We start from the raw sequence: 20,309 nt of genomic DNA, 5'->3' as shown, positions 1-20,309 counted from the left end.
GCTCCTTGCTGGGGGCGGTTCACGTCATCACGACGAGGAGGACGAAGGACATGCCGGCGGCCATCAGGGTCGACGCGGCGAGGTCGGCGACCGCGAGGCGGTGCGCGGCGCCCGCGGCCTCCCGGATCAGCAGGCCGGCGAGCCAGACGGTCGCGCCGGCGAAGCAGGCGCCGAGCGCGATGGAGAGCGCGAGCGCCCAGGGCACGTCGCCGGTCATCCCGCCGACGGTCCCCGCCGAGTGGGTCATGCCGGTCATGCCCGCCATGCCGCCCGTGTCGGCGGAGGCGGTCGCGGGGATCATGGCGACGGCCATCCAGACCATCGCGACCATCATCCCGGCGTGGTACCAGAGGCCCGCCGCGCGGCCGTGCGCGCCGTGGCCGACGCCGAGCCGGGCGTCGGAGGAGGGGCGGAACAGAGCGGCGCCCGCGTACCAGAACGCGCCGGCCGAGAAGACGACGACCTGCGGCAGGGCGGGGAGCGCCGCGGACCACGGCATCGCGACCATGACGCCGCTCATCGCGAGGTGCAGCAGGTTCGAGATGCGGTCGGGCACGTCCCGGCCGGAGACGACGCGGCCGACGAACCAGACGCCGAGGAGGCTGAAGACGGTGGTCGCGACCGAGGCGGTCAGCGGCGTGCCCATCATCACGCCGCAACTCTACAGTTTGTAGAGCAGTCCCCGCCCCACCGACGCCCGCCGGTCCGCCGCCGGGCGCACCGCCTCCAGCCGCGCGGCGCGGATGCTCGCCCACTCGTTCGGCTCGAGCTCGGCGGTGCGGCGCAGCGCGCTCGCCAGCGCTGCGGCGCCGCAGACCTTCGCGGCCGCGTCGTCGGCGGCCAGCTCGACCAGCAGGTGCACGGCCTGGTCGAACGCGCGGGCGCCGAAGAGCACGGGCACGCACGCCCGGTTGAGCCGCGCGACGCGGAGCAGGGCGTCGTGGCGGCCCGTGAGGTGGGCCCGCTCGTGCTCGAGGACCGCCCGCAGCTCGCCGGGGGTCAGCGCGTCGGTTAGCGCGGAGGTGACGACGATCCGGCCGCCGTCGCCGGTGGAGCTGAAGGCGATGGGCCGCTCGGCCCGGATGTGCAGCACCTGCACGGCGCCGATCGTCTCGACGCGGTCGGTGCAGGCGGCGGCGAGCAGGTCGAGGTCGCGCGCCGCGGCCTCCCGACCCGCGTTCAGCGGCTCCGCGCGGGTGAGCACGAGCGCCGCCGTCGCACCGGTGACGGTGAGCGCGCCCCAGGCGAGCACGCCCGCCATCCAGCCGGCGTCGACCGGCGCGGTGTGCGCGGCGACCGCGAGCACGACGCTCCACAGCACGCTGCCGAGGATCGCGGCGGCGCCGAGCAGGAAGACGCCCAGCCAGGCGGCCAGCAGCGCGCGCGGGCGGCGGACCGCGGAGCGGCGCAGGCGCAGGAGGCGCGGGGCGCCGAGCAGGCAGCCCGCGGCGAGCGCGAGCAGGCCGAGCAGCACGGTCACGCGGCGCCTCCCCCGACCGCGCGGCGCAGCAGGTCGAGGTCCTTCGCGTCCAGCTGCTCCGCGAACGACATCAGCGCGGCGCCGCGGTCGGCGGACTCGAACAGCGCGGCGAGCATCGACTCGGCGGCGACGCCGCCCGCGACGGGCCGCACGCGGAAGCGCGCCTCGGCGCCGTCGATCCGCTCGATCGCGCCCGCCTGCTGCAGCCGGGTGAGCACCGTGATGACCGTGGTGAACGCCGGGCGGGGCTCGGCGTCCGGCCACCGCTCGAGCAGCATGCGCGCCGTGACCGGCCCGTCCGCCTCCCGCAGCAGGGCGAGCACCGTCGTCTTCAGCTGCCCGTGTGCCCGGCGACCGACCATGCGCACCCCTCCTGACGCTCTACGACTTGTCTAGCACGGCGCGGGGCGCGCTCCGCCGCACTCAGGCGAGGCCGAGCACGCGGTCCAGGTGGCGGTTGCGGAGCAGGCCGTCGGGGTCGAACGCCCGCTGCACGGCCGCGAAGTCGTCGAAGCGCGGGTACAGGCGGCGCAGGTCGTCGGCGCCGCGCGTGTGCAGCTTGCCCCAGTGCGGCCGCCCGCCGGCGGCGAGGAAGATCCGCTCGGCCATCCGCAGGTAGTCCCGCCGCACGTCGCGGGCGTAGCAGTGCACCGACACGTACGCGGTCGGACGACCCCAGGAGGTGCTGAGCCACGCGGAGTCGTCCGCGGCGGCCGCGCGCACCTCCACCGGGAAGGAGATCCGCTGCCGGCTGCGCTCGACCGCCCGGCGGAACGCGTCGAACGCCTCGGGCAGCCGCTCGAGCGGCACGGCCCACTCCGTCTCGGCGAACCGCACCCGGCGCGGCGACGTGAAGACGTCGTGCGAGGACCCGCGGTACCCGCGCTCGGCGACCGTGCGCGCGGCGAGGCGGTTGATGGACGGCACCAGCGCGGGCGCGGCGCGGCCGACGCGGCAGGTCAGCTCGAACAGCCCGTTCGCCACCAGCTCGTCGTCGACGAGCCGCCGCACCCGCGACCGCCGCCGACCCACGTCCTCGACCGGGATCCGGGTGTTCGTCTTCGTCAGCGCGGTCCCGGTGCCCGGGAACCAGTAGAACTCGAAGTGGTCGGCGGCCGCGACGCGGGAGGCGAACCCGGCGAGCACGGGCTCGAGCGGCTCGGCGCGCTCCTGCGCCGCCAGGCCGAACGCGGGCACGCACTGCAGCGTCACCGCCGTGACCACGCCGAGGGCGCCGAGCGACACCCGTGCGGCGGGCAGCAGCGGGTCGTGCTCGCCGATCTCGAGCACCTCCCCGGCCGTCGTGACCAGCTGCAGGCCGACGACCTGCGCGGCGATCGGTCGGAAGGCGGCGCCCGTGCCGTGGGTCCCGGTGCCGATCGCGCCCGCGATCGTCTGCCGGTCGATGTCGCCGAGGTTCGGCAGGGCGAGCCCGGAGCGCGCCGCGATGCGCCCGAGCGCCGCGATGGTCGTGCCGCCGCCGACCGTGATGCGGTCCCGCGCGCGGTCGACCGCGCGCAGCCCCGCCAGGCCCGTCGTCTCGAGCAGCAGCCCGTCGGTGCGGGCGAGCGCGGTGAAGCTGTGCCCGGCGCCGACGGGCCGCACCCGCAGCCCCTCCTCCCCGGCTCGCAGCAGCGCCTGCGCGACCGCCTCCGCCGTGCGCGGCCGCTCGACGCGCGCGGGCGTCGAGCGGCTCGTCCTGCCCCAGTTCGTCCAGACCGCGCCGCTCACGAGAACGTCCTGCCCTCGCCGCGGTAGGTCGGCGCCCCGCCCTCGAGCACGCCGCCGCGCACGAGCGCGTAGGCCGCGAGCCGCTCGGCCGGCTCGCCGGACTTCGCGTGGCGCAGCACCACGCGGTCGCCGACGCGCAGGCCGCCGCCCCTGAGCGGCGTCTGCACCTCGCCGGCCTGCTCGCGCGGCTCGTACTCGAGACCCGGCGGCCACACGGGCAGCGGCCGCCGGTCCGGGCCGATCGGGCCGGAGGCGATCCAGCCGCCGCCCTCGGCGGTGGCGACGCCGTCGCCCGGCACGCGCACGACCGGGAGCACGAAGGACGCGGCGGGCGCGGGCCGGAACGTGCGGTACCGGTCGAAGAGGTGGCCGCCGAAGAGCCCGCTGCCCGAGGTGACCTCGGTCACGGAGGCGTCGTCGACCGTCGACTCGAGCGAGCCGGTGCCGCCGCCGTTCACGAACTCGAGCTCGGCGATCTGCGCCAGGCCCGCCACGGCCGCGGCCCGGCGCTCGTGGACCTCCGCGATCGACCGCCGCTTCACCGCGGCGATCACCCGCTCGTAGGCGGGGTTCCCGGCGTAGCGGTCGACGACGCCCGCGACCTGCGCCTCGTAGCCCATCAGCCCCACGAGCCGGAAGCCCGGGCGCATCGCGATCTCCCGCCCGAGTCGCACCGCCGCCTCCGGGTCCGTCAGCGGCGAGCGGCGCACCCCCAGGTGCCCGAGCACGGGGAGGTGGATGCTCAGGTCGAGGTCGAGCGCGACCCGCAGCTCGGGCCGCGAGCGCGGCGGCGCGACGGCGTCGATCAGGTCGAGCTGCGTGATCGAGTCGACCATGAGCGTGATGCGCGCCGCCGCCGCGGCGTCGAGCGCGAGCCGGGCGAGGGCCGCCCGGTCCGCGGTGGGATAGCCGAGCACGACGTCGTCGACCGTCTCCGCCAGCCACAGCGCCTCCGCCAGGGAGTAGGCGAGCACGCCGGACCAGCCGGGCAGCGCGAGCACCGACTCGACGGCCTCCCGCACCCGCAGCGACTTCGTCGCGAGGCGGATCGGCAGCCCGGCCGCGCGGCGCACGGTGTCGTGCGCGTTCCAGGCGAGCGCGTCGAGCTCGAGCACGCCGAGCGGCGCGTCGAGGTCGGCGGTCGCGGCGAGCAGGCCGGGCCACCACGACTCCGGCGCGTCCCACGGCGTCGCGGCGGGCCGCGGCAGCGCGATCACGCGACCCCCCGCACCCGCGCGACGGCGAGGGCGCCGAGCGCCGACAGCACCGCGGCGCCGATGAAGAGGGCGGAGAAGCCCCCGAAGACCAGCATGAGCGCGGCGCCGACGATCGGCCCGAAGGCCTGCGGCACCGCCAGGGCGACGTTCATGATCCCGAGGTCCTTCCCACGGTCGGCCGGGTCCGGCAGCACCTGCGTCGCGAGCGCCTGGTCCACCGACAGGAACACGCCGTAGCCCGCGCCGAGGAAGCCCGCGGCGACGAGCGCCGTGCCGTACGCGGGCGCGACGGCGAGCAGCACCCCGGCGATCCCCTGCAGCACCGCGGCCGCGGCGACGAACACGCGGCGGCGCCCGGTGGCGTCGCTCGCGCGGCCGGCGGCGAGCGTCGCGACCACGAGGAGGACGAGGTAGACGAGCACGAGCGGGATGAGGTCCGACTCCGCGTCCGGGTCGCGGAGCCCCGCGGACAGGAAGTAGAGGAGCAGGCTCGTGCCGAGCGCGTTGCCGAGGTTGACGAGCAGGCGTCCGAGCAGCGTCCAGGCGAAGTCGGGGTGCGTGCGGGGGTCGATCCACAGCGAGCCGGCGATCTGCGCGATCCAGACCGGGCCCGACGCCTCGAGCGGCTGCGGGTCGGGCAGCGACGCCACCAGCGGCACCACGAGCAGCACGAGCACGGCCGCGACGAGGGCGTAGGAGCCGGGCGCGGCGAGCGCGAACGCCTCGACGAGCACCAGCCCGAGGATCGTGCCGACCGCCTGCGGCGCGGACACGAAGCCGGAGACCGCGCCGCGCTGGTCCACCGGGACCTGGTCGGCGATCAGCGCGGTGAGCGCCGACGACACGGCCGCGAACCCCACGAGCGCGATGGACCAGGCGGCGGCGATCCCGCCGATCGTCGTCTGCATCCCGAGCAGCACCAGGCCGGCCGCGAACAGGGCGGTGCCGAGGGCGATCCAGGGCCGGCGACGGCCGAAGCGGGAGGCGGTGGCGTCGGACAGCGCGCCGACCAGCGGGAAGGCGACGAGCGCGGCCGCCCCGGCGACGGCGGAGACCCAGCCGAACCGCGCGATGGTGTCGAGCAGCCCGGACCGGCCGCCGGCCGCCTCCACCTGCGCGGGCAGCAGCAGCTGGATCACCGTGGTCTGCGCGAGCCACACCCCGAGCCAGGCGGCGGCGAACCGACCGATCCACGGCCCGCGCACCCGCGCGACGGGCTCGAGGGCGGTCACGGCCGCACGTCCTGCGCGAGCGCGAGCAGGGCGTCCGCACCCAGCGCGAGCGCGGTCCGAGCGGCGGCGACGTCGCGGTCGACCAGCCAGCGCGCGGCCACGCCGTCGGTCAGCACGAGCACGAAGCGCGCCACGTCGCCGGCGGGGATCCGCCAGCGGACGCCGAACCGCGCCTCGGCCGCCTGCATGAACGCCTCGACGGCGGCGGTGTAGCGCGCGTAGACGACCTCGGCGAGGTGCCGGCGCCCGGGTGACGAGCGGCTCCACGCGACGATCTCGTGCAGCGCCACCTCGGCGTCGGGCTCGGCCGACGCGCGGTCCAGCCAGCCCTGCAGCGCGCCCTCGACGAAGCCGCGCAGCGTGTCCGCGGCCTCGACCGAGGTCGACACCGCCTCCGCCTGCGCGTCGAGCACGGTCGCGACGAGCTGCTCGACCATCGCGTCGTACGAGGCGAACACGTAGTGGAAGCTCGCCGTCGGCATGCCCGCCTCGGCGGCGATCGTCCGCGTCGACGCGGCGCCCATGCCCTCGCGTCCGATGACGTGCAGGGCGGCGGCGAGCAGCGCCGTGCGCCGGTCCTCCACCGCGATGCGCTGCACGTCGCCCTCCGTCCGAGTTGGACGGTCGTCCAACTCGGACGGACAGTACTGGAGGGGAGGACGGTCCGCGCAGGCGACATGCGCGAACGGGACCGCGATCCCGCGCGCGGGTCAGAGCGCGGCGACCAGCGCCCGCCCGGCCGCGCGGCCGGTGAAGAGGCAGCCGCCGAGGAACGTGCCCTCCAGCGCGTTGTAGCCGTGCGCGCCGCCGCCGCCGAAGCCGGCGGCCTCCCCCGCCGCGTAGAGGCCCGGCATCGGCGTCCCGTCCGCGCGGAGCACCCGGCTCGCCAGGTCGGTCTCGATGCCGCCGAGCGTCTTGCGGGTCAGCACGCGCAGCCGCACGGCGACGAGCGGCCCGGCGGCCGGGTCGAGGATGCGGTGGGGCGACGCGACGCGGGTGAACCGGTCGCTGCGGGCGCGGCGGCCGTTGTGGATGCTCTGCACCTGCGCGTCCTTCGTGAAGGGGTTCGCGAGCTCGGCGTCGCGCTCGCGGATCTGCCACTCGATCACGGCGAGCTCGAGCGGGGCGTCCGGGGTCAGCCGGTTCATCCCCGCGACGAGCGCGGGCAGGTCGTCCGCCACCACGAAGTCCTCGCCGCGGCGCTCGAACGCCGCGACCGGCGGGGTGGGTCCGCTGCCGAGGCGGGTGCGCAGCAGCAGCGGCCAGTCGTGGCCCGTCAGGTCCGGGTTCTGCTCCGAGCCCGACAGCGCGAACTCCTTCTCCACGATCCGCTGCGACGCGACGAACCAGGAGTGGTCGAAGCCCGCGATGGCCGGGTCGGTGCGCAGCAGGCGGAGGGTGCCCAGGGTGTCGTGGCCGGGGATGCCGGGGGCCGGCAGCCGCCGCCCGAGCGCGTCGAACCACATGGAGGAGGGCCCGGGCAGGATCCGGATGCCGTGCCCGGCCCAGATCGGGTCGTGGTTCGCGACCCCCTCCGTGTAGTGCCACATGCGGTCCTTGTTCACGACGCGGGCGCCGGAGGCCTCCGCGATCGGCAGCATGCGGCCGTCGACGTGCGCGGGCACGCCGGTGAGCATCCGCGCGGGCGGGGTGCCGAGGCGCTCGGGCCACATCGCGCGGACCACGTCGTGATCGGCGCCGATGCCGCCGGTCGCGAGGACGACCGCCCGTGCGGTGAGCACGAACTCCCCGACCTCGCGCCGGTTCGTCGCGACGCCGCGGGCGGCCTCGTCGGGCGCGAGCACGGCGCCGCGGACGCCGGTGACCGCGCCCTGCTCGAGGATCAGGCCGTCGACGCGGTGCCGGAAGCGGAAGCCGAGCAGCCCCTCCTCGGCCGCGGCCCTCGCCTTCGCGGCGAACGGCCCGGAGACGCCCGTGCCCGTCCCCCACGGCAGGTGGAACCGCGGCACGGAGTTGCCGTGGCCGCCGGCGCGACCGTCGCCGCGCTCCGCCCAGCCGACCAGCGGCGTGAAGCGGACGCCCTGCTGCTGCAGCCAGGCCCGCTCCTCCCCCGCCGCGAAGGCGACGTACGCCTCGCCCCAGGCGGCGCCCCAGCGGTCCTCGTCGTCGAGGCGGTCCCACTGCGCGCTGCCGCGCCAGTCCTGCCACGCGAGCTCCGCCGAGTCGCGGATGCCCCACCGGCGCTGCTCGGGGGTGTCGACCAGGAACAGCCCGCCGAACGACCAGAACGCCTGCCCGCCCAGGTTCGCGGCGCTCTCCTGCTCGACGAGCAGCACCCGCCTGCCCGCGGCGGTCAGCTCGGCGCAGGCGACGAGGCCCGCGAGCCCGCCCCCGATCACCAGGACATCGGCGTCCATACCGTTCCTCCTCCGCGGCTCCCCGTCGAGCGCGTCCGGCGCAAGCGTGCCAGACGCGTCAGCCGCCGCGGCGCGCCCGCCGGCGCAGGAGCGCGCGCTGCACGAGCAGCGTCAGCACCGCCGAGACGAGCAGGCACACCACGTTCACGCCGAGCTGCAGCGCCGCGCCCGCGGCGTCGTCCGGGCGGCCGGCGACGAGCGCGGTGCCGATGTTCGCGGCCGCGGGGATCGTGGTCACGCTGATGAAGACCCCGACGAGGGCGCCCGCCTTCGCGCTCGTCAGCGACACCATGCCCGCGACCCCGGCGATCAGGGCGACGACGACGCTGAACTCGTCGGGGTGCGAGACGAAGGACGTGAGCGGGCGCCGCCCCTGCAGGTACCCGTCCGGGATCCCGAAGGTCGCGGCGAGCAGCGCGACCGCCGCCGCCGTGACCGCGATCGCGAGGGGGAAGCCGACGACCAGGGCACCGGCGGAGCGCAGCGCACGCCGCGGCCGCCGGCCCACGATCGACACGGCGACGGAGGCGAGGGGGCCGAACTCGGGACCGAGCACCATGCCGCCGACCACGAGCACCTCGCTGTCGGTCAGCAGGCCCACGGACGAGATCAGCGTCGCGGCCATCAGGAAGACCAGGAACGTGCCGGACAGCGCCGCGTCCTCGTCCGTGCGCTGCTCCAGCTGCTCCCAGATCACGGCGTCGACGCCCTCGCCCGGCGCGTTCCGCTCGGCGCGGTCGATCGGCTCGCCGAGGGCGACGTCGGTCTCGGTGACCGTGATGGTGCCGCCGACCGCGGTGCAGTGCGCCCGCAGCGCCTCGATGAGCTCGTCCCCCGCCTCCCGCGCGACGTCCGCCTGCACCACGTCGCCGGGCGGCGCCACCGCCGCGCCCAGCAGGTGCACGACGTCGGCGACGCCGGGGTGCCGCGCGAGCAGGTCGATCGCCGCCCGGGCGCGCTCGGCGGGCAGGACGAGGGCCAGGTGGAGCACCCGGCGATCCTGCCGGACGGCCCGCCGATCGGCCCAGCGCGTCATCCTCCGTCACATGCGTCGCCGCCGCCCGGCGCCCCTCTACGCTCGCGCCATGTCACCGGTGGCCGCGCTGGCGCTCCTCGCCGCGCTCGTGCTGCTCGCCACCGCCGTCGGCCTCGTGCAGCGGGCCCGCGCGGGGCGCCTCCGCAGCGCCTCCGGGACCGTGACCGCCGCCGACCTCGGTGTGGACGCCCCGCTCGGCGCGCGGGCGTCGCTCGTCCAGTTCTCGACGCCGACCTGCGCGCAGTGCCCCGGCACCGCCCGCCTCCTGTCCGGCCTCGCCGCGGACCACCCCGGCGTCGTGCACCTCGAGGTCGACCTGACCCGGCACCCCGACGTCGCCGACCGGTTCGGCGTGCTGCAGACCCCCACCACCCTGCTCGTCGACGCGGGCCGCGCCGTCCGGGCCCGCATCGGCGGCGCTCCGCGACGGGACGCCCTGGAGCACGAGCTGCGCACCGTCCTCGGAGGCCCCGATGCCCGCTGACCGCCCCCCGATCGACCCGCGCGGGCCGCGCTTCGGCGCCGGCGTCACCGCCGTGCTGCTGCTCGTCGACCTGTTCCTCGCGCTCACCGGCGCCGGCGTCGCGGCCGTCGTGCTGCTCGCCGCGATCTGCGCGGTGTTCGCGTGGGGCGCCTTCGCAGGCATCGGCCGGCACCCCTACGGCGCACTGTTCCGCCGGTTCGTGCGGCCGCGGCTCGCGCCGCCCGCGGAGCTGGAGGAGGCGGCACCGCCCACGTTCGCGCAGGGCGTCGGCTTCGTGATCACGCTGCTCGGCGTCGTCGCCGGGCTGCTCGGCGCGACCGGGCTGCTCGCCGTGCTCGCGGCGCTCGCCTTCGTGGCGGCGTTCCTGAACTCGGTCTTCGGCTACTGCCTGGGGTGCCGGGCGTACGTGCTGCTGCTGCGCGCCCGGATCATCCGGCCGGCGTAGGCGCCCCCTCCGCCTCCGCACGGGGGCGTCGCAGGTGCAGCAGCAGGATCGGCGCCGACGCGATCCACGGCACGGCGACGAGCCCCAGCAGCAGCGACGGGTCGAGGCCCGCGATCGCGCCCGCCACGGCGGCGCCGATCGCCGCGGTCACCGCCCGCGTGCCCGCCGCGACCACGAAGACCTGCGCCCGCACGTCGGGCGGGCTCTCCTCCTGCCGCAGCCGCAGCATCGCCGCGACCCCGGTCGCGTCCGGCAGTCCGGACAGCCCGAGGGCGATCGCCGTCAGGGCGAAGGAGGGGCTCACCGCGGCCAGCAGGGTGAGCACCCCGGTCGCCGCGAAGCTGCCCGCCATCATCAGCCGGGGCGGCACGGCGGCGATCCGCCGGGTGATCGCGGGCACCGCCACGAGCAGCGCACCGGTCACGCCGCCGATGGAGAACGCGGTGAGCAGCAGGCCGCCGGCGCTCTCCGAGAGCCCGCGGTGCACCGCGACGAGCACCGCGACGACGGGCATCATGCCGCCGCCGAGCTGCACGACGGCGCCCGCGAGCACCACGCGCGCCAGCGGGCCGTGGGTCACGAGGTGGCGGGTCGCGCGGGCGATGCCCCGCGCCAGCGACCGCGGATCGGCGGCGCCGCCGCGGCCCGCGATCGGCAGCAGCTGCAGCAGCAGGCCGCCCGCCACCATCACGACGGCGAGTGCGAGCAGCGCGCCCGTCGCGGTGAGCAGCGCGCTCATCCCGGCGACGATCGCCGGCCCGGCGATGCCCGCGAGGTTGTAGCTGAGCGCGTCGACCGCGAACCCGCGCGCGTGGTCGCCGGGCATCGCCTCGTCGACCCAGGCGGACAGGCCGCCGATGAACACCGGCACGACGCAGCCGGCGGCGAGCAGCGCCACGACCACGAGGGCGAGCGGCACCTGACCGAGGAACGCGGTGAGGGCGAGCGCGGCGGCCATCACGACGGCTGCGCCGAGCATGAAGCGCTTCGGCGACCGCACGGCGTCGGTGAGCGCGCCGATCACCGGTGCGGCGATCACGCTCGGCGCGTTGAGCACGGCGATCAGCAGCCCGCCGACCGCGACGCTGTCGAGACGGGTGGCCGCGGCGAGCGCGAGGGCGACGCCGGCGCCGTTCGTCACGAGGCGCACGGGGATCGCTCCGGCGAGGTACACCGCCTCCGCGCGCCTCCCCTGCATGGCTCCCACCCTGGCAGGTGCCCCTGACGGCCTGACCGTGCGCGTCGCGCGCATCGCCTACGCTCCTGCGGATGACCGAGCGGGCGATCCAGGCGGTGGCGGTGTTCTGCGGGGCGCGCGACGGCGTCGACCCCAGGCATCTCGAGGCCGCGTCCGCCGTGGGCCGCACGCTCGCCGAGCGGGGCATCACCGTCGTCTACGGCGGCGGCGGCACCGGGCTGATGGGCGCGGTCGCGAACGGCGCGCTCGGCGCGGGCGGCACCGTGATCGGCGTGATCCCGGAGGCGCTGATCGGCCCCGAGCTCGCGCACCCCGACCTCGCCGAGCTGCACGTCGTGCACACGATGGCGGAGCGCAAGGCGATGATGGCCGACCTCGCCGACGCGTTCATCGCGCTGCCGGGCGGCGCGGGCACGCTCGAGGAGATCATCGAGCAGTGGTCGTGGGCGATGCTCGACTACCACTCGAAGCCCTGCGGGTTCCTCGACGTGCTCGGCTACTGGTCGCCGATGCAGCAGCTCGTGCGCCACATGCACGAGCAGGGCTTCCTCTCCGACCGCGGCGCCGCGATGATCCGCTTCGAGACCTCCCTCGAGCCGCTGATCGCCGCCCTCGAGGACGTGTGACCCCTCCCGTGATCCGCGTCGTCGCGGCGCTCATCACCGGTCCCGACGGTCGCCTGCTGCTCGTGCGGAAGCGGGGCACCGACCGCTTCATGCAGGCGGGCGGCAAGCCGGAGGCGGGCGAGACGCCCCGCGCCGCACTCGTGCGCGAGCTGCAGGAGGAGCTCGGTCTCGCCGTGTCCGAGGACGCGCTCGAGCCGGTCGGCGCCTTCGTCACCGATGCCGCGAACGAGGCGGGCCACCGCCTGGAGGCGGACGTCTTCCGTCTCGTGGTCGCCGAACCGGTCGCCGCGCAGGCGGAGATCGAGGAGCTCCGCTGGTGCACCTCTGCGGAGGCTGCGGCCCTGGGCCCCCGCCTCGCCCCGCTGGCCCACCTCCTCCTCCCCTGACCCGACTTTGCTCACGCTTCTTGCCGCTCCGCAGCCGTCGGCGCGGCAAGAAGCGTGAGCAAGGTCAGCCCACCAGGGCCAGCACCCGGCGGATGAGCTGCTGCGCGCCACCGCCCTGCAGGTCCGCCGCCGTCACCTGGATCACGGTCCAGCCCGCCTCCCGCAGGCGCCCGTAGCGGCCCACGTCGTACTGGAACTGCTCGCGCTCACGGTGCCCGTCGCCCTCGTACTCGAGCGCGACCCGGCGATCCCGCCACACGAGGTCCGGGTGGACGGTCTCGCCGGGCAGCCGGACCTCCGCGTTCAGCTCCGGCTCCGGGACCCCCGCACGGACCAGGAGGAGCCGCACGCGCGTCTCCCCAGGGCTCGCGCAGCCCGATCGGATCTCACGCAACGCCTTCTGCAGTCGTTCCCGCGCCGGTCGGTACGGCACGCGAGCGGCTGCGTGCATCGGGTCCTGGAGCGAGCGGTCCGCCCAGAGCACCGCGTCCCCCAGCACGATCAGCTCGTCGAGGGCGAGCAGCGGTCCGAGCTGGGCCCACGCCTCGTCGGCGCGGACGACGGGCAGGCCGCCGAGGTCGACCACCGGCGGTGCGATGCGGATGCGATGGCCGACGACCCCGCGCGTCGTCGGTGCGCGGCCGGGCATGACCACCGACACGTGGAGGTCGAGCTCCTCCTCGAACGCCCGCGCCAGCGGCAGTCCGTGGAGGAGCACCGCCGTCTGATGGCTGAACGCGTGCCCGGGCTTCATCCGGACGCGGTAGGCGTGGCACCGCTCCTGCAGGCTGCCGAAGGACCCGACGATCTGCACGCCGTGGAACGGGCGCCGGATGTCGCGCCTCCGCAGGCGCCCGGGTCGCAGGCCCGCGCCGTCGGCGTCGCCGCGGCTGAAGGCGCGGCGTTGGAGATCGTCGGGCAGCGGCGTGGGCTCGGGCATGGCGAGCATCGTGGTGCTCCGTGGTGCTCCGCGCGTCGCGTTCTCCACACCCCACCCGCTTTGCTCACGCTTCTTGCCGCGCGAGCGTCGGCGAAGCGGCAAGAAGCGTGAGCAAAGTCGAGGGGTGGGGACAACCCCCGGGGGAAGACGGTTGCGGGCAGGATGGGGCGCGACCGCGCTTCCCGCGACGCTCGAACCATGACGACAGCGACCCTCTCCACTCCCCTGCAGCCCGCCTCCGCGCGGCCCGACCCCCTCGGCCGGCGGTACGGCCGCATGTGGGGCCGCGTGCCCCGCGAGCTCGGCTACCTGGCGCTCACCGCGATCATCGGCCTGGTCGTCTCGATCACGGCGTGGGGCGTCATCGGCGCCGGCTCGGCGTTCGTCGTGCTCGGCGTCGCCCTGCTGATCGCGCTGATGCTCGCCTCCCGCTACCTCGGGGTCTTCGATCTGCGCCGCCTGCGCTGGGCGGGCACCCGCCCGATCGCCGCGCCGACCTGGGACCGCCCCTTCGCCGGAAAGCGCTTCCTCCGCGCGGTCGGCGACGTGATCGCGGACCCGCACTACTGGCTGTACGCGCTGCACGCGGCGGTCGTGACGCCGGTGCTCGCGCTCATCACCTTCGTGGTGTGGTCGACCTGGCTCGGCACCGCGCTCGTCGCGATCACGTCGCCCGCCTGGGCGACGATCACCCTCGCGAACGGCGACTCGCTGTGGAACGGGGACCGGGGCGGCGAGAACGTCGTCGGTCTGGTGCTGTTCCTCACCGGCGCCGGGAGCGACGCCGCCGCCACGGGCTGGGGCATCGCCGGCGTCACCGCGCTCGGCCTGCTCATGCTCGCCCTGCTCCCCTTCATCACGCGCGGCGCGACGCTCGCCCACTGGGGCGCCGCCCGCCTCCTGCTCTCCCGCTTCGCCTCGGAGGACCTGCGCGGCGAGGTCGCCCGCGTCGACGCCGCCCGTCTCGCCGCGGTGACGGCGGAGGACACCGCGCTGCGCCGCCTCGAGCGCGACATCCACGACGGCCCGCAGCAGCGCCTCCTGCGCCTGCAGATGGAGCTGTCCACCGCCGAGCGCCGCCTCGACGGCACGCGGCCGGAGGCGACGGAGTCGATCGCGGCCGCCCGCCGGCTGGCGGCCGAGACGCTCGACGAGCTGCGCGCGCTCGCCCAGGGCTTCGCGCCGCCGCTGCTGCAGGACCGCGGACTGTCCGCCGCGCTCGGCGCCCTCGGCCACCGCGGCGCGGTGCCCGTCGAGACCGCGATCGACCTGCCCGCCGACGTGCCCGACGCGGTCGAGCGCAGCCTCTACTTCGTGGCCGCGGAGCTGACCGCGAACGCCATCAAGCACAGCGGCGCCACGAAGGTCCGCCTGGAGGCGCGCACGGAGGATGCCGGAGCGTCCCGCGCGCTCGTGCTCTCGGTGCAGGACGACGGGCGCGGCGGCGCGCGCATCGTGCCCGGGCACGGCCTCGCCGGCGCGGTCGACCGCCTCACGGGCCTGGGCGGCACGCTGACCGTCACCAGCCCGGAGGGCGGCCCGACGACGGCGGCCGTGCGGGTGCCGCTGCCGTGACGCCGATCCGCGTGGTCCTCGTCGAGGACTCGACCCTGCTGCGCGAGGGCCTCGTCCGTCTCCTCGAGGAGACGGGGTTCGAGGTCCTCGCGGCCGTGGGCGACGCCGAGGGGCTGGTCGACACGGTCGCCCGGCTCCGGCCGGACGTCGTGCTGCTCGACATCCGCCTCCCGCCCACGCATCGCGACGAGGGCGTGCGCGCCGCGATCGCCCTGCGGTCCGCGGCACCGGAGGTCGGCGTGCTGCTGCTCAGCCAGTACGTGGAGTCCACCTACGCGCGGGAGCTGCTCGCCGCGGGCGCCCGCGGCGTCGGCTACCTGCTGAAGGACCGCGTGACGGACCTGGCGCAGCTGGCGGACGCGGTCGAGCGGGTCGCGGCGGGCGGCACGGTGCTCGACCCGACGCTGGTGCAGCACCTGCTGCTCGCTCGGGCCGATCCGCTGACCCGGCTCACCCCGCGGGAGCGGGAGGTGCTCGGCCTGATGGCGGAGGGGCGCAGCAACGGCGCGATCGCGGCGCGGCTCGTCGTCGGCCAGGGCGCCGTGGAGAAGCACGTCACCAGCATCTTCGGCAAGCTCGGGCTGGAGGAGTCGCCGGAGGCGCACCGCCGGGTCCTGGCGGTCCTCCGCTTCCTCGACGCCTGAATCACCTTGCTCACGCTTCTTGCCGCCGCGACGAGGGTCGCGCGGCAAGAAGCGTGAGCAGAGGGGCTAGCCGAGCTCGCCGGTGCGGATGACCTCCGCGTACCACCTGGCGCTGTCCTTCGGGATGCGCTCCTGCGTGTCGTAGTCGACGCGCACGATGCCGAACCGCTTCGAGTAGCCGTAGCCCCACTCGAAGTTGTCCATCAGCGACCACACGAAGTAGCCGCGCAGGTCGACGCCCTGCTCGATCGCCGTCTGGGCCGCCTGGAAGTGCCGGCGGAGGTAGTCGGTGCGCTGCTCGTCGTGCACCGCGCCGTCCTCGACCACGTCGGGGAACGCGGCGCCGTTCTCCGTCACCATCTGCGGCAGGTCCGGGTACCGCTCGTGCACCGACACGAGCAGGTCGGTGAGGCCCTGCGGGTCGATGTTCCAGCCCATGTCGGTGAGCGGGCCCTCGAGCGGCAGGAATTCGACCGCCTCCGCGCCCGGCCACGGGTTGGCGTCGCCGCCGCCGTGCCCGTCGTTGCGCGGAGCGACCCCGTCGCCGTCGAACAGGCGCACCCGGGACGTGGAGTAGTAGTTGATGCCGATCACGTCGATCGGCTGGTTGATCGCCTCCAGGTCGCCGGCCTGCACGAAGGACCAGTCGGTGATGCCCGCGGTGTCGCCGAACAGATCGGTCGGGTAGGCGCCCTCGAGCATCGGCCCGAGGAAGATCCGGTTGCCCACGGCATCGAGACGGCGGGCCGCCTCCTCGCCGGTCGGCCCCTCGGGACGGAACACGTGCAGGTTCAGCGTGACCGACAGCTTGGCGTCGGGCAGCACGGAGCGGATCGCCTGCGCCGCGAGCCCGTGCGCCAGGTTGAGGTGGTGGGCCGCCTGCAGCGCGGCGAGCGGCTCGGTGCGGCCGGGCGCGTGCACGCCGGCGCCGTAGCCGAGGAACGCGGCGCACCACGGCTCGTTCAGCGTCGTCCACGTGTCGACGCGGTCGCCGAGCGCCTCCGCGACGACCTTCGCGTAGTCCGCGAACGCCTCCGCGGTCGAGCGCACGGTCCAGCCGCCCTCGTCCTCGAGCACCTGCGGCAGGTCCCAGTGGTACAGCGTCGCGATCGGCGTGATGCCCCGCTCGATCAGCCCGTCGACGAGCCGGGAGTAGAAGTCGAGCCCCGCCCGGTTCACCGCCCCGCGCCCGGTGGGCACCACCCGCGGCCACGCGACCGAGAACCGGTACGCGTGCAGCCCGAGGGACTGCATCAGGTCGAGGTCCTCCTCGAGCCGGTGGTAGTGGTCGTCCGCCACGTCGCCGGTGTCACCGCCCAGCGTCTTGCCGGGGGTGTGGCTGAACACGTCCCAGATGGACGGCTGCCTGCCGTCCTCCGCGACCGCGCCCTCGATCTGGTACGACGCCGTGGCGCTGCCGAACACGAACCCTTCGGGGAATCCCATGTGACCTCCTCGTCGCCTCCGATCCTTCCATCCGGCGCTCCGTGCGCGCGCATAGGGGCAGCACATCGACACCGCGGGCGCCCCCAGTACGATCCGGGACCCAGGAGGACCGATGCGAATGCACCGCGGAATGGTGGGCCTCGTCGTGGCAGGGCTGCTGACGCTCACCGGCGCCTCGGCGGCGTGGGCGGAGTCGCCCGTCGACCTCGGCGCGTCCAAGCTCGACGACTCGGCGGGCGTGCTCAGCGCTGCGCAGGAGTCGACGATGCGCGACCGGATCCAGGCGTACGACGACGCGACGGGCTCGGACCTCCGGGTGGTGTTCGTGCAGACGTTCGAGGACCCGTCCGACCGCACGGGCTGGGCGCAGGCGACGCTGCAGCGCGCGGACGCGAGCGGCGGGGCGCTGGTGCTGGCGATCGCCACCCAGGCGCGCAACTACGGCTTCTACGGCGACGACGCCTTCCCGCTCTCGGAGTCGGAGGTGCAGTCGGTCGCGACCGACGACCTGGAGCCCGCCCTGTCCTCGGCCGTCCGCAGCGGCGACTGGTCGGGATCCATCACCCCGTTCCTGACCGGGCTGCAGAACGCCGCCGGCAGCAGCGACGGCGGCTCGAGCGACGGCGGCGCCGTCCAGGAGGAGCCCGCGACGCGCTCGAGCGGCGGGGGCGTCAGCACCTTCATCACCGTGTTCCTGCTGATCGCGCTGATCGTCGTGGCCGTGTTCGTGGTGCGCGCGCTGCGCCGCCGCTCCAAGCAGGCCGTCGGCGCAGGAGGCGGATCGGGCGCCGCGCCCGTGGGGCCGCCGCCCGTCGACCAGAAGGAGCTCGACCAGCGGTCGAGCCGTGCGCTCATCGCCCTCGACGACGACCTGACGACCAGCGAGCAGGAGCTCGGGTTCGCGGTCGCGGAGTTCGGCGACGAGGCCGCGAAGCCGTTCACCGTCGCGCTCGGCACGGCGAAGCAGCGCGCCCGTGACGCGTTCGCGATCCGCCAGCAGCTCGACGACGAGATCCCGGAGACGCCGGACCAGCGCCGCGAGATGACGGAGCGCATCATCGCGCTCTGCGCGGACGCGGAGAAGACGCTGTCCGCGCAGACCGCCGCGTTCGACGAGCTGCGGAAGCTCGAGCAGCAGCTGCCGACGGCGGTGCCCGCGGCGTCGCAGCAGCAGCAGCAGCTCACCGCGCGGTCCCGCGAGGCGGCCGGCACCCTGCACACCATCCGCGCGCGCTTCGGCGAGGAGGCGGTGCGCGGCGCGGCCGACGACCTGCAGCAGGCCGACGCGCTGCTCGAGCTGGCGCGGAACGCGCTGGCGGAGGCGGGCACCTCGAGCAGCGGCGGCGGCGGCGCGGTGGCGCTCCGCAGCGCGCAGCAGGCGCTCGGCCAGGCGACGGAGCTGCTCGACGGCGTCATCGCGACCCCGAACGAGTTCATGGCGGTGAAGCGGCAGCTCGACGCCGCCGTCGAGGACACGCGGCACGACATCGCGGAGGCCGAGCGCACGGGCTCGCGCGACAAGGAGCTCGTCGCCGCGATCACCGCCGCGCGCACGGCCATCGAGACCGCCGACCTCCAGGCCCCGCCCGCGGGCCTCGCGACGGTGGAGCAGGCGAACGGCCGCCTCGACCGCGCGCTGGCACCGGCCCGCGACCAGCAGCAGCGCCTCGAGCGCGCGGTCGCCACGCTGCCCCGCTCCCTCGACTCGGCGGAGCAGGCCATCCGCGACGCGACGCGGTACATCAACAGCCGTCGAGGCGGCGTCCGCAGCGAGGCGCGCACGCGGCTCAGCGAGGCGCAGCGCGAGCTCGACCGCGCGGCCTCGCTGCAGCGCACCGACCCGGTGGACGCCCTCGGCTCCGCGCAGCACGCGCTGTCGCTGGCGAACGAGGCGTCCGACCTCGCCCAGCAGGACATCGACGACTTCCGCAACGGCGGCGGCTACGGCGGCGGAGGCTTCGGCGGCGGAGGCCGCGGCGGCGACATCGTCACCGGCGCGGTGATCGCCGGCGTGCTCGGCGGCATCCTCGGCGGGCACGGCGGTGGCGGCTACGGCGGCGGCTGGGCCGGCGGCGGAGGCGGCTGGGGCGGCGGCGGGGGCGGCTTCGGCGGAGGCGGCGGCTTCGGCGGAGGCGGAGACGGCGGCGGCGGAGGCGGCGGCTCCTTCTAGCCCCGCCCGACGCCGGTCGGACGAATACCCAAGAGCAGGACGACGAAAGGAACGCACATGGTGAAGCAGTCGATCTTCGGCCGCATCTCGACCCTGGTCCGCGCGAACATCAACTCGCTGATCGACCAGGCGGAGGACCCGGAGAAGATGCTGGACCAGCTGGTCCGCGACTACACGAACAGCATCGCCGAGGCCGAGGACGCCGTCGCCGTGACGATCGGCAACCTGCGCATGCTCGAGCAGGACCACCGCGAGGACGTCGAGGCGGCGAACGACTGGGGCCGCAAGGCGATCGCGGCGTCGACGAAGGCCGACCAGCTGCGCGGCTCCGGCAACGCGGGCGACGCCGACAAGTTCGACAACCTCGCCAAGATCGCGATCGGCAAGCAGATGCAGTCGGAGAAGGAGGCGAAGGACGCCGAGCCGACCATCGCCTCCCAGACCGAGGTCGTCGACAAGCTGAAGGAGGGCCTCGACGGCATGCGCCAGAAGCTCGACCAGCTGCGGTCGAAGCGCAACGAGCTCGTCGCCCGCTCGAAGACCGCAGCGGCGCAGTCGCAGGTGCTCGGCGCCATGAAGTCGATCGACATCATGGACCCGACGAGCGAGCTCGGCCGGTACGACGAGAAGGTCCGCCGCGAGGAGGCGAAGGTGATGGGGCAGCAGGAGCTGGCCTCGTCGAGCCTCGACAAGCAGTTCGAGAGCCTCGAGGACCTCGGCAAGCAGACCGAGATCGAGGCCCGGCTCGCGGCGCTGAAGCAGCCCGTCGAGCTGACCGCGACGCCGCTGCGCGACAGCGAGGGCTGATCCGGGTGAAGAAGCTGGTCCTGCGGATACTCATCGTGGTCGCGGCGTTCGTGATCGTGCGCCGCGTCGAGGAGTTCCGCGACCTGCTGCGCTGACGCCTCCGGGGATGAGGGGATCCGGCCGAGGTCGACCGGACCCCTCATCCGTGGACGGGGCTCGTCACTTGAGGGGGTCGTTGCCCCAGTTCATGAGCGAGTACCGCCACTTCGAGTGCTCCTTGTCGTGCTCTGGCCCGCCCTGCGCCGCGTGCCGGTGCACGTAGCCGACGACCTTGTGCATGTGGGCGACGTCGTCGTCGGTGAGGTCCGCCTTCTTCGTGCGGAGGATCTCGACGATCCGGCGGCCGGAGGCGTGACCGGTCGACTCGCCGTCGCCGCCCGTGTCGCCGACCGACTTCGAGTCGTCGGTCGTGAGCCACTCCTCCAGCTCCTTCGGCGTCATGTTGACCGCCGCCCGCCAGTCGTCCCAGATGTCGTCGAGCCCGTCGGGTGCGGTGTCCGCCATGCGGCGACCC

The 20,309-nt window shown here is 75.4% G+C and carries 21 protein-coding genes; 8 read left to right on the top strand and 13 right to left on the bottom strand.

Going from position 1 to position 20,309, the window contains the following annotated elements; translation table 11 throughout:
• Positions 1-19: 19 nt before the first annotated feature.
• The 9 genes from ABEA53_RS13070 to ABEA53_RS13030 form a co-directional block, all read right to left on the bottom strand.
• Positions 20-649 (bottom strand): DUF5134 domain-containing protein, encoded by a 630-nt coding sequence (locus ABEA53_RS13070; protein WP_345481705.1) that lies wholly within the window; start codon positions 647-649, stop codon positions 20-22.
• Between the two features lie 12 nt (positions 650-661).
• Positions 662-1,480, bottom strand: coding sequence for a M48 family metalloprotease (locus ABEA53_RS13065; RefSeq protein ID WP_345481675.1), 819 nt, complete (start codon positions 1,478-1,480; stop codon positions 662-664).
• Positions 1,477-1,842, bottom strand: a complete 366-nt coding sequence (locus ABEA53_RS13060; RefSeq protein WP_345481674.1) for a BlaI/MecI/CopY family transcriptional regulator — start codon at positions 1,840-1,842, stop codon at positions 1,477-1,479. Before ABEA53_RS13060 ends, ABEA53_RS13065 begins: the two co-directional genes overlap by 4 nt.
• Positions 1,843-1,903: 61 nt before the next feature.
• Positions 1,904-3,211, bottom strand: coding sequence for a D-arabinono-1,4-lactone oxidase (locus tag ABEA53_RS13055; protein WP_345481673.1), 1,308 nt, complete (start codon positions 3,209-3,211; stop codon positions 1,904-1,906).
• The gene (locus ABEA53_RS13050; protein WP_345481672.1) at positions 3,208-4,428 is read right to left on the bottom strand and encodes an alanine racemase; all 1,221 of its coding nucleotides are present in this window, start codon (positions 4,426-4,428) and stop codon (positions 3,208-3,210) included. Before ABEA53_RS13050 ends, ABEA53_RS13055 begins: the two co-directional genes overlap by 4 nt.
• Positions 4,425-5,660: an MFS transporter gene (locus tag ABEA53_RS13045; RefSeq protein WP_345481671.1), complete on the bottom strand. Its 1,236-nt coding sequence runs from the start codon at positions 5,658-5,660 to the stop codon at positions 4,425-4,427. Before ABEA53_RS13045 ends, ABEA53_RS13050 begins: the two co-directional genes overlap by 4 nt.
• Entirely contained in the window at positions 5,657-6,259 is a 603-nt protein-coding gene (locus ABEA53_RS13040) for a TetR/AcrR family transcriptional regulator (protein WP_345481670.1), read from the bottom strand. The genes ABEA53_RS13045 and ABEA53_RS13040 overlap by 4 nt, the downstream gene beginning before the upstream one ends.
• 111 nt (positions 6,260-6,370) lie before the next feature.
• On the bottom strand, positions 6,371-8,038 hold the full coding sequence (locus ABEA53_RS13035; protein WP_345481669.1) for an FAD-binding dehydrogenase: 1,668 nt from the start codon (positions 8,036-8,038) through the stop codon (positions 6,371-6,373).
• Between the two features lie 58 nt (positions 8,039-8,096).
• Complete coding sequence (locus ABEA53_RS13030; RefSeq protein WP_345481668.1) at positions 8,097-9,029, bottom strand: DUF389 domain-containing protein; 933 nt, start codon at positions 9,027-9,029, stop codon at positions 8,097-8,099.
• A 94-nt stretch (positions 9,030-9,123) separates the two neighbouring features.
• On the opposite strand from ABEA53_RS13030, the gene ABEA53_RS13025 reads away from it, so the two are divergent.
• Both ABEA53_RS13025 and ABEA53_RS13020 read left to right on the top strand, forming a co-directional pair.
• Positions 9,124-9,558 carry a thioredoxin family protein gene (locus tag ABEA53_RS13025; protein WP_345481667.1) on the top strand — a complete coding sequence of 145 codons (435 nt, stop codon included), beginning with the start codon at positions 9,124-9,126 and terminating at the stop codon, positions 9,556-9,558.
• Complete coding sequence (locus ABEA53_RS13020; protein WP_345481666.1) at positions 9,548-10,003, top strand: DUF4395 domain-containing protein; 456 nt, start codon at positions 9,548-9,550, stop codon at positions 10,001-10,003. Before ABEA53_RS13025 ends, ABEA53_RS13020 begins: the two co-directional genes overlap by 11 nt.
• On the opposite strand, the gene ABEA53_RS13015 is transcribed toward ABEA53_RS13020, so the two are convergent.
• The gene (locus tag ABEA53_RS13015) at positions 9,987-11,201 is read right to left on the bottom strand and encodes an MFS transporter (RefSeq protein ID WP_345481665.1); all 1,215 of its coding nucleotides are present in this window, start codon (positions 11,199-11,201) and stop codon (positions 9,987-9,989) included. The two genes, ABEA53_RS13020 and ABEA53_RS13015, sit on opposite strands and share 17 nt — an antisense overlap.
• Positions 11,202-11,272: 71 nt before the next feature.
• Here ABEA53_RS13015 and ABEA53_RS13010 point away from each other — a divergent pair, with 71 nt between their 5' ends.
• Together ABEA53_RS13010 and ABEA53_RS13005 are read left to right on the top strand one after the other, a co-directional pair.
• A complete protein-coding gene (locus tag ABEA53_RS13010; protein ID WP_345481663.1) occupies positions 11,273-11,827 on the top strand; it encodes an LOG family protein in 555 nt (184 codons plus the stop codon).
• Positions 11,824-12,213 carry an NUDIX hydrolase gene (locus ABEA53_RS13005; protein ID WP_345481662.1) on the top strand — a complete coding sequence of 130 codons (390 nt, stop codon included), beginning with the start codon at positions 11,824-11,826 and terminating at the stop codon, positions 12,211-12,213. Before ABEA53_RS13010 ends, ABEA53_RS13005 begins: the two co-directional genes overlap by 4 nt.
• Before the next feature lie 64 nt (positions 12,214-12,277).
• Here the strand turns inward: ABEA53_RS13005 and ABEA53_RS13000 are convergent, their stop codons facing one another.
• Positions 12,278-13,153, bottom strand: a complete 876-nt coding sequence (locus ABEA53_RS13000) for a hypothetical protein (RefSeq protein WP_345481661.1) — start codon at positions 13,151-13,153, stop codon at positions 12,278-12,280.
• A gap of 198 nt (positions 13,154-13,351) precedes the next feature.
• Between ABEA53_RS13000 and ABEA53_RS12995 the strand changes: the two genes are divergently transcribed.
• Both ABEA53_RS12995 and ABEA53_RS12990 read left to right on the top strand, forming a co-directional pair.
• Complete coding sequence (locus tag ABEA53_RS12995) at positions 13,352-14,728, top strand: sensor histidine kinase (RefSeq protein ID WP_345481660.1); 1,377 nt, start codon at positions 13,352-13,354, stop codon at positions 14,726-14,728.
• Positions 14,725-15,372, top strand: coding sequence for a response regulator (locus ABEA53_RS12990; protein ID WP_345481659.1), 648 nt, complete (start codon positions 14,725-14,727; stop codon positions 15,370-15,372). The genes ABEA53_RS12995 and ABEA53_RS12990 overlap by 4 nt, the downstream gene beginning before the upstream one ends.
• Positions 15,373-15,438: 66 nt before the next feature.
• On the opposite strand, the gene ABEA53_RS12985 is transcribed toward ABEA53_RS12990, so the two are convergent.
• On the bottom strand, positions 15,439-16,818 hold the full coding sequence (locus ABEA53_RS12985; RefSeq protein ID WP_345481658.1) for a GH1 family beta-glucosidase: 1,380 nt from the start codon (positions 16,816-16,818) through the stop codon (positions 15,439-15,441).
• A 112-nt stretch (positions 16,819-16,930) separates the two neighbouring features.
• On the opposite strand from ABEA53_RS12985, the gene ABEA53_RS12980 reads away from it, so the two are divergent.
• Both ABEA53_RS12980 and ABEA53_RS12975 read left to right on the top strand, forming a co-directional pair.
• Positions 16,931-18,988, top strand: coding sequence for a TPM domain-containing protein (locus ABEA53_RS12980; protein WP_345481657.1), 2,058 nt, complete (start codon positions 16,931-16,933; stop codon positions 18,986-18,988).
• A 57-nt stretch (positions 18,989-19,045) separates the two neighbouring features.
• Positions 19,046-19,795, top strand: coding sequence for a PspA/IM30 family protein (locus ABEA53_RS12975; RefSeq protein WP_345481656.1), 750 nt, complete (start codon positions 19,046-19,048; stop codon positions 19,793-19,795).
• A gap of 159 nt (positions 19,796-19,954) precedes the next feature.
• Here the strand turns inward: ABEA53_RS12975 and ABEA53_RS12970 are convergent, their stop codons facing one another.
• Positions 19,955-20,299: a DUF3140 domain-containing protein gene (locus tag ABEA53_RS12970; protein WP_345481655.1), complete on the bottom strand. Its 345-nt coding sequence runs from the start codon at positions 20,297-20,299 to the stop codon at positions 19,955-19,957.
• Between the last annotated feature and the right edge of the window lie 10 nt (positions 20,300-20,309).

Source organism: Amnibacterium soli, from assembly GCF_039544415.1.
GTDB lineage: Bacteria > Actinomycetota > Actinomycetes > Actinomycetales > Microbacteriaceae > Amnibacterium > Amnibacterium soli.
This window is presented reverse-complemented; position numbering and strand designations above follow the sequence as displayed.

Bases quoted from the DNA above. Each gene is read 5' to 3' on its own strand.
- ABEA53_RS12970 (WP_345481655.1), bottom strand. From the start codon at position 20,299: ATGGCGGACACCGCACCCGACGGGCTCGACGACATCTGGGACGACTGG.
- ABEA53_RS13060 (WP_345481674.1), bottom strand. From the start codon at position 1,842: ATGGTCGGTCGCCGGGCACACGGGCAGCTGAAGACGACGGTGCTCGCC.
- ABEA53_RS13015 (WP_345481665.1), bottom strand. From the start codon at position 11,201: ATGCAGGGGAGGCGCGCGGAGGCGGTGTACCTCGCCGGAGCGATCCCC.
- ABEA53_RS13010 (WP_345481663.1), top strand. From the start codon at position 11,273: ATGACCGAGCGGGCGATCCAGGCGGTGGCGGTGTTCTGCGGGGCGCGC.
- ABEA53_RS13070 (WP_345481705.1), bottom strand. From the start codon at position 649: ATGATGGGCACGCCGCTGACCGCCTCGGTCGCGACCACCGTCTTCAGC.
- ABEA53_RS13035 (WP_345481669.1), bottom strand. From the start codon at position 8,038: ATGGACGCCGATGTCCTGGTGATCGGGGGCGGGCTCGCGGGCCTCGTC.
- ABEA53_RS12995 (WP_345481660.1), top strand. From the start codon at position 13,352: ATGACGACAGCGACCCTCTCCACTCCCCTGCAGCCCGCCTCCGCGCGG.
- ABEA53_RS12985 (WP_345481658.1), bottom strand. From the start codon at position 16,818: ATGGGATTCCCCGAAGGGTTCGTGTTCGGCAGCGCCACGGCGTCGTAC.
- ABEA53_RS13000 (WP_345481661.1), bottom strand. From the start codon at position 13,153: ATGCCCGAGCCCACGCCGCTGCCCGACGATCTCCAACGCCGCGCCTTC.
- ABEA53_RS13025 (WP_345481667.1), top strand. From the start codon at position 9,124: ATGTCACCGGTGGCCGCGCTGGCGCTCCTCGCCGCGCTCGTGCTGCTC.
- ABEA53_RS13020 (WP_345481666.1), top strand. From the start codon at position 9,548: ATGCCCGCTGACCGCCCCCCGATCGACCCGCGCGGGCCGCGCTTCGGC.
- ABEA53_RS12980 (WP_345481657.1), top strand. From the start codon at position 16,931: ATGCGAATGCACCGCGGAATGGTGGGCCTCGTCGTGGCAGGGCTGCTG.
- ABEA53_RS12975 (WP_345481656.1), top strand. From the start codon at position 19,046: ATGGTGAAGCAGTCGATCTTCGGCCGCATCTCGACCCTGGTCCGCGCG.